Origin of the sequence: Clostridium beijerinckii (genome assembly GCF_036699995.1) — a bacterium.
GTDB classification, from domain to species: domain Bacteria; phylum Bacillota; class Clostridia; order Clostridiales; family Clostridiaceae; genus Clostridium; species Clostridium helianthi.
Window position 1 is genome coordinate 5,299,624 of the sequence record NZ_CP144906.1, and the last position, 7,877, is coordinate 5,307,500.

A 7,877-nucleotide genomic window follows, 5' to 3' on the forward strand; every position below is an offset into this window, starting at 1 on the left:
AAAAGTACCCTTTATGTAATACCTACACTAGAGTACTCTTTATTCCTATTTAATGAACTTTATCTATAACTTTCCATAATGTTATTTTCTTAATTCATTAATGCTCTCTATTGCTTTTGCTACCTCTATCTCTGGAACTTCTTCATATCTTGCAAATTCTTTTGTAAATACTCCTCTTCCTTGAGTTAAAGATCTCAATTCAGTAGCATATTTTCTAATTTCGGCAAGCGGAATTTCTGATATAACCTTTTGTTTGTCCCCTTCTGGCTCCATTCCGATTACTCTTCCCCTCTTTTTATTTATATCAGCTATCACATCTCCCATATATTCATTTGGTAATATAACTTCTACTTTCATTATAGGTTCCAATAGAATAGGTTTAGCTTGCTCTAATCCCTTTTTATAAGCTATAGAAGCTGCAACCTTAAAAGCCATTTCAGAAGAATCTACAGAGTGGTATGATCCATCATGAAGAGTCGCTTTAAGACCTATAACTGGGCATCCTGCTAAAACACCATGAGTTATACACTCTCTTAATCCTTTTTCTACTGCTGGAATAAAATTTCTTGGGACTGCGCCACCAACAACGTTATCAATAAATTCTAATTCTTCCTCCCCATCTGTTCTACGTTCAAATTTAATTACCACATCTCCATACTGTCCATGTCCACCAGACTGCTTTTTATGTTTTCCTTGTACATCTGAAAATCCCTTTATAGTTTCTTTATAAGGTACCTTTGGTAAACTTAATACTGCTTCTACACCAAATTTACTTTTTATTTTACTTGCGATTACATTAATATGTGTTTCTCCTAGTCCTGAGATTACAATTTCTGCGTTTTCTACATCTCTATCAATTTGAAAAACAGGATCTTCATCTTTTAACTTGGCCAAGGCTTGAGATATCTTTTCCTCATCCCCTTTAGCTTGAGGGATTACAGCCATTGAGAAAACTGTTTTAGGAAAATTCATTTTGTCATATATTACTTTAAAATCAGAACTAGCTAAAGTATCGCCTGTATTTGTATACTGTAACTTAGAAATAGCACCTATATCACCAGCTATTATTCTTTTAGCTGGTATTTGTGTCTTACCTCTAATAAAACATATATGGGATAACTTTTCATTCTTATCTTTATTAACATTTAATACTGTCATATCATCTTTCGCTTCACCTGTAATAACTCTAAAAAATGATATCCTACCTACAAATGGATCTGCAATAGTTTTAAATACTAATGCAGAAAAAGGCTTATCTTGATTGAGATTAACAAAAACCTCTTCATCATTTAAAACGTCTACAGCTTTTTGTGGAATAGCATATTCTGGCGATGGAAAACATTCTACAATATCATCAATTAAAGAATCCATTCCAATAACTTTTGTAGCACTTCCACACATAACAGGGGCAATATCTCCACTAGCACATCCACTTATAAGGCCCTTATATATTTCCTCATCACTCAATTCGCCTTCACTAAAATATTTATCAAGCAATACTTCATCAGTCTCAGCGACAGCTTCCATAATCATCTTCTTACAATTTTCAACTTCATCCTGGAGCTCTTCAGGTATATCCAGTATTTTTATTTCCTTGGTCTTTACATCGTATACTCTTGCTTGTTTGGATATTATATTTATTACCCCTTTAAAATTGTCTTCTTCTCCTATAGGATACTGAATAGGCACCACGCTGATGCCAAATTTTTCTTTAAGAGATGCTAATACTTTATTAAAATCCGAGTTCTCTCTATCTAATTTATTTATAAAAAATGTTCTAGGCAATTTAATTTTGTTACAATATTCCCAGGCTCTTTCAGTTCCCGCCTTGACACCTGAAACTCCGCTTACAACTATCATACCTACATCCACGGCTCTCATTCCTTCGATACATTCACCTTGAAAGTCTGCATATCCAGGAATATCTATAAGATTTATTTTAACATTATCTAATTCAATTGGTGCTACTGAAAGAGCAATAGAAAATTGTCTCTTCTTTTCTTCAGTATCAAAATCTAAAACCGTAGTCCCATCCTCAATATTCCCTAATCTATCTGTAATTTTTGAATAATACAGAAGGCTTTCCGCTAAGGAAGTCTTTCCAGTTCCATTATGCCCCATTAATCCTACATTTCTTAAATTTTTAATACTATAATCTTTCATAATGCTGCCAAACCCTTAATCTACCCTAGAGATTGGCTCCCACCTGCCTTTCACTTAATAATGCTATATGTTATATTTCTATTTCTATTCGTTAAATCCTCCTTATTTTCTTAATTTTCTGAAAATTTATATTTATCCTATTTTTGAAGTAGCCCTTTAAATTAATTTGATGTTTTCTTGTAGTATTAACCAAAAAACATTATAATTTTATCTGTTAATATCTTTATAATCATGTTTATTACTTTAAATCTATCTTTGTGGAGGAAAATTTAATGAAAGCAAAAAAGAATTTAAGAAACTTCTATATGTTTTGGTTTGCTTTACTTGCAATTTCTATAACTATCGGAGTCCTATTTATAAAACCCCAAGTGGGTGTTGCTGACCAAGGTGATTTCTATAGAATTATGAATATATCTGGTCTGTCATTATTAGACTCAGATACGAACAATCCTAACTCTGTAGGATATTACGACTTTATTGTGACTGATTATAAGATTACCCCTTTAAACAATACCGATTCTAAAAGCATCTGGAATTGTAGTTTGAGCTATCTAATAATACTTGTTAATTATATATGCAAATCACTTGATCATAATATATTTAAAACTCAATATTTAGCTGTCATCTATAGTATTATATATATTCTTTCATTTATCATAATATTAAAATCTTTGAATATAAAAAATAATATTAAATCTATGATGGTTGTACTAATAACCGCATTCATTTTCTTTGATGGCAATTATTTAATTTGGTTTAATAGCCTATATGGAGAACCAATGATGATAACTACACTATCATTGCTTGTTGCATCCATTCTTAACTATATTCAATACAAATACGTAATAAAGGGAACGGAAAAATTAATGTCGAAAATACTTTATATATTATTTTCAGCCTTTTTATTTTTAGGTTCTAAATTACAAGTTATTACTTCTTTACCTATTATTATAATTCTTATATGTAAAATATTATTGAATAATAGATATAATCTAAATAAAATCAGTTTAGCTATTTTATATGTTATTACATGCTTATTGATAATCTATCCTATTCGCATCAATATGAATAGCAACAACTTAAGTAAAGACACCCAGTATAACTCAGTCTTTTATGGCGTATTAAACGAATCTACTACTCCAGAGCAAGACTTGGTAGATTTAGGCTTAGATCCTGATTTATCAGCTGAGGCTGGGAAACATGCTTATTTGGATTCCGATGAATATGTCAAATATATTCCTGGTTCAGAAATAACTGATGAAAAATTCTACAGCAAAATAAATAACTTTAAACTTGCAAAATTCTATTTAACTCACCCTACTCGTTTATTAAATGGCATGAAATATACCGCAAGTAAGGCATTTTATACTAGTACTGGACTAGGTAAGTACTCAAAAGCTGATAGTTCAACCCCAGTTAGGGATTTCCATCGTTTCACACTTTGGTCATCTATAAGGGAAAAAATATTACCTAGAAATTTATATTTTATAGGATTAATTTATCTTATTATTCTGTTATGCTCACTGTATAAATATATTCGAAATAGTTCTAATCCTGAAATAAAGAACAAAATTTTCTTGCTTTGGACTGTTATATTTATAGGTATGCTTCAATTTCCAATGCCTTTTGTAGGCAATGGAAAGGCTGATACCGCGAAACAATTATTTTTGTTCAACTTCACTTTTGATGGATTATTAATACTTATTCTTATTTATATTCTATTTAAAGTAAATGATCTATTTAAAATAAAATTTAATTCATCTCATAAATAGGTTTAATAAGTAATTTTAGAGTAATTGTAATTTTGTTTACTCCAATTAAACCAATGTCTATATTTGTTTCTCACTAACTTATACTTATGTTTGCATAACATATTTAATTTCTGTTATAGAAAATGAAGGCTAAGTACATAATGCTTAATTTGCATCATATACTTAGCCTTCACAATTTTTATTCCTTATTTTCATACCTTAATATAATTAACTGATTTATATTATTTTAAAATTTGAATGATTAATTTGGTTTTAATCTTAAATTACTATATCCCAATTATTCAAATTATCTTTTATTTATCTTCATTAAACTTGGCAACTATATGCATTCTAAATAGATTAATCAATATTAGTGTAATGCCTCCAACCGTATCTATTATAACATCTCTAAAAGCACCTTCTCTTCCTAAAACAAATAATTGATGTATTTCATCAGAACAAGCGTAAAAAAATACAAAAGCTACTGTCACAAAAATAACCCTTCTGATGTTAAAATACAATTTAAACACATTAAATGCTAGTAATGATAATACCATATATTCAAGAAAATGTGCACATTTTCTAACTATAAAATTAGTAAGCTGCCCAAAGATTCCATTCATATTGATACCTATAGCAGAAAGAATATTTATTACGCCTTCACTTTGAGAATCAGATATTTGAGCAGGTTGATTAGACATAATAAATATCCCTATCATCCAAACTATTAATAAAAACCAGTAAATAATTTTCCTTTTGTTCTTCATACGCCATCCTCTTTAAGTACAATTTTAAAATTCACAGATATTATATTACTCAGACATATATCTATTTATATAAGCAAGTGATTCTTCTAATAATTCTTGCCCCTTTTCCAAACCATCTATTTTCATCTCTAAACTACAGATTCTTTGATCAATTTGATACATAAACTGCTTTATATCTTGTAGCAACTTTGCTTCATAAGTAACTTGTACACCTTCATCATCAATGTATATTTTTTCTGGTGGAGCACCACACTTAGAACACTTAGCATATATTCCTTGTTTATCTAAATTATTAAACACCTTAAATGTATCGTTATTACACTCTGCACAATTTGATAACATTATAAATTCATAATAACTCACATCATAATAATAAGTACTTCCACAGTCTTTACAGACTAATTTAAGTTTATTGTCTTCTGTTGATATATGAAATTCATTACCGCTACATCCATCTTTTTTGCAGACAATAGTTCTTACCATAATCCTACCCCTCGCAATATAATTTTTATACAATAAATAAAAATACTAAATTACATTTTTACATATATTTTACATATAAATTATATATTATAATTCATTCATTGTATACTTTAACAATTAGTATTTTTAGCCTATTTTATACTGTTGTTCTACTATTTTCTGCATCATATAACTCATGCTAGTAATAAATATTGTTGTTAAATAATATTTATAATAAAAAAATAAAAAAACTATGAATAAAATTCATAGTTTTCAATGGTGGAGATAAAGAGATTCGAACTCTTGACCCCCTGCGTGCAAGGCAGGTGCTCTCCCAACTGAGCTATACCCCCATGGTGGACCTTCAGGGACTCGAACCCTAGACCTACCGGTTATGAGCCGGTTGCTCTAACCAACTGAGCTAAAGATCCGTAAGTTAAATTTCTTTAACTTAACTCTTGTAATCTACAAGATTACCTCGCAACGTCCTACTCTGCCACACAGTCTCCCATGCAGTACCATCGGCGCTATAGACCTTAACTTTCCTGTTCGGAATGGGAAGGAGTGTTACCTCTATGCCATCATCACGAGATGCTAGTTCATTCCAAATCTTTGATTTGGCTTCATGAACTGTACTCCTCAACTTCGTTGAGCGAGTTTCCTTTTTGAAAAAACTTTGTTCTTTCAAAATTGCACACAGTTTCTTTAATGTATATTACAACTTGATTATATTGGTCAAGCCCTCGACCTATTAGTATCAGTCAGCTAAATACGTTGCCGCACTTACACCTCTGACCTATCAACCTTGTAGTCTTCAAGGGGTCTTACTAGCTTATGCTATGGGAAATCTCATCTTGAGGTGGGCTTCACACTTAGATGCTTTCAGCGTTTATCCCTTCCCGACTTAGCTACCCAGCTATGCTTCTGGCGAAACAACTGGTACACCATAGGTCAGTCCATCCCGGTCCTCTCGTACTAAGGACAGCTCCTCTCAAATTTCCTACGCCCGCGACGGATAGGGACCGAACTGTCTCACGACGTTCTGAACCCAGCTCGCGTGCCGCTTTAATGGGCGAACAGCCCAACCCTTGGGACCTACTTCAGCCCCAGGATGCGACGAGCCGACATCGAGGTGCCAAACCTCCCCGTCGATGTGAACTCTTGGGGGAGATCAGCCTGTTATCCCCGAGGTAGCTTTTATCCGTTGAGCGATGGCCCTCCCACGAGGTACCACCGGATCACTAAGCCCGACTTTCGTCCCTGCTCCACTTGTAGGTGTCGCAGTCAGGCTCCCTTCTGCCTTTACACTCTTCGAACGATTTCCGACCGTTCTGAGGGAACCTTTGGGCGCCTCCGTTACATTTTAGGAGGCGACCGCCCCAGTCAAACTGCCCACCTAACAATGTCCTGTCACCAGTTTCATGGCATCCAGTTAGAACTTCAATACTATCAGGGTGGTATCCCAACAACGACTCCACCAAGGCTGACGCCCTAGTTTCCCAGTCTCCCACCTATCCTGTACAGACAATACCGAAATTCAATGCTAAGCTACAGTAAAGCTCTACGGGGTCTTTCCGTCCAATCGCGGGTAGCGAGCATCTTCACTCGCACTACAACTTCGCCGGATTTGCAGTTGAGACAGTGCACAAGTCATTACGCCATTCGTGCGGGTCAGAACTTACCTGACAAGGAATTTCGCTACCTTAGGACCGTTATAGTTACGGCCGCCGTTTACTGGGGCTTAAGTTCACACCTTCGCGATATTTCGCTAAGTGTTCCCCTTAACCTTCCAGCACCGGGCAGGCGTCAGCCCCTATACATCAGCTTTCGCTTTAGCAGAGACCTGTGTTTTTGTTAAACAGTTGCTTGTGCCTATTCTCTGCGGCCTGATTTCTCAGGCACCCCTTCTCCCGAAGTTACGGGGTCAATTTGCCTAGTTCCTTAACTGCAATTCTTCCGTCGGCCTTAGGATTCTCTCCTCATCTACCTGTGTCGGTTTGCGGTACGGGCACTACTTCTCTCTCTAGATGCTTTTCTTGGAAGCATGGAATCAGATACTTCGGTTCCGTAGAACCTTCCCCATCACGCCTCAGAATTGTTGGAACGGATTTGCCAATCCCAACTCCCTAAACGCTTAGACTAGCATCCAATAGCTAGCACATCCTATCCTTCTCCGTCACACCATCGATAATAACGATTATAGTGGTATTGGAATATCAACCAATTGTCCATCGACTACGCCTTTCGGCCTCGCCTTAGGTCCCGACTAACCCTGAGAAGACAAACTTTACTCAGGAAACCTTAGATATTCGGCCTGTAGGATTCTCGCCTACATCTCGCTACTAATGCCAACATTCTCACTCGTAATCAGTCCACCGCTCCTTACGGTACGACTTCAGCCCGATTACGACGCTCCTCTACCGCTCACGTAAAACGTGAACCCGTAGCTTCGGTGGTAAGTTTGAGCCCCGGACATTTTCGGCGCAGGATCTCTTGACTAGTGAGCTATTACGCACTCTTTTAATGAGTGGCTGCTTCTAAGCCAACATCCTAGTTGTCTTAGAAATCCCACATCCTTTTCCACTTAACTTACACTTTGGGACCTTAGCTGACGATCTGGGCTGTTTCCCTTTTGACCATGGAACTTATCTTTCATAGTCTGACTGCCGGACTGATAGTATGTGGCATTCGGAGTTTGATAAGGTTCGGTAAGCGCTATGCCCCCTAGCCTATT

At 35.2% G+C, this 7,877-nt stretch carries 4 protein-coding genes, 2 tRNA genes and 2 rRNA genes (1 of these 8 running past the window's edge); 1 reads left to right on the forward strand and 7 read right to left on the reverse strand.

Annotated elements, in window-relative coordinates; all coding sequences use genetic code 11:
* Positions 1-81 precede the first annotated feature (81 nt).
* Positions 82-2,163: an elongation factor G gene (gene fusA / locus PZA12_RS23775; protein WP_103698085.1), complete on the reverse strand. Its 2,082-nt coding sequence runs from the start codon at positions 2,161-2,163 to the stop codon at positions 82-84.
* Positions 2,164-2,435: 272 nt separating this feature from the next.
* Here fusA and PZA12_RS23780 point away from each other — a divergent pair, with 272 nt between their 5' ends.
* Positions 2,436-3,935 carry a hypothetical protein gene (locus PZA12_RS23780; protein ID WP_103698086.1) on the forward strand — a complete coding sequence of 500 codons (1,500 nt, stop codon included), beginning with the start codon at positions 2,436-2,438 and terminating at the stop codon, positions 3,933-3,935.
* 293 nt (positions 3,936-4,228) lie between these two features.
* On the opposite strand, the gene PZA12_RS23785 is transcribed toward PZA12_RS23780, so the two are convergent.
* From PZA12_RS23785 to PZA12_RS23810, 6 genes are all read right to left on the reverse strand, one after another.
* The gene (locus tag PZA12_RS23785) at positions 4,229-4,681 is read right to left on the reverse strand and encodes a VanZ family protein (RefSeq protein WP_103698087.1); all 453 of its coding nucleotides are present in this window, start codon (positions 4,679-4,681) and stop codon (positions 4,229-4,231) included.
* 45 nt (positions 4,682-4,726) lie between these two features.
* Positions 4,727-5,164 (reverse strand): hypothetical protein, encoded by a 438-nt coding sequence (locus PZA12_RS23790; RefSeq protein ID WP_012061050.1) that lies wholly within the window; start codon positions 5,162-5,164, stop codon positions 4,727-4,729.
* A 256-nt stretch (positions 5,165-5,420) separates the two neighbouring features.
* A tRNA-Ala gene (locus PZA12_RS23795) sits at positions 5,421-5,496 on the reverse strand.
* A gap of 1 nt (position 5,497) precedes the next feature.
* Positions 5,498-5,574: transfer RNA gene (locus PZA12_RS23800), tRNA-Ile, on the reverse strand.
* Positions 5,575-5,618: 44 nt separating this feature from the next.
* A 5S ribosomal RNA gene (rrf, locus tag PZA12_RS23805) occupies positions 5,619-5,735 on the reverse strand.
* A 139-nt stretch (positions 5,736-5,874) separates the two neighbouring features.
* A 23S ribosomal RNA gene (locus tag PZA12_RS23810) occupies positions 5,875-7,877 on the reverse strand; it runs 908 nt beyond the window's last position.

Excerpts from the sequence above, each read along its gene's own strand:
- fusA (WP_103698085.1), bottom strand. The coding sequence starts at position 2,163 with ATGAAAGATTATAGTATTAAAAATTTAAGAAATGTAGGATTAATGGGG.
- PZA12_RS23780 (WP_103698086.1), top strand. The coding sequence starts at position 2,436 with ATGAAAGCAAAAAAGAATTTAAGAAACTTCTATATGTTTTGGTTTGCT.
- PZA12_RS23785 (WP_103698087.1), bottom strand. The coding sequence starts at position 4,681 with ATGAAGAACAAAAGGAAAATTATTTACTGGTTTTTATTAATAGTTTGG.
- PZA12_RS23790 (WP_012061050.1), bottom strand. The coding sequence starts at position 5,164 with ATGGTAAGAACTATTGTCTGCAAAAAAGATGGATGTAGCGGTAATGAA.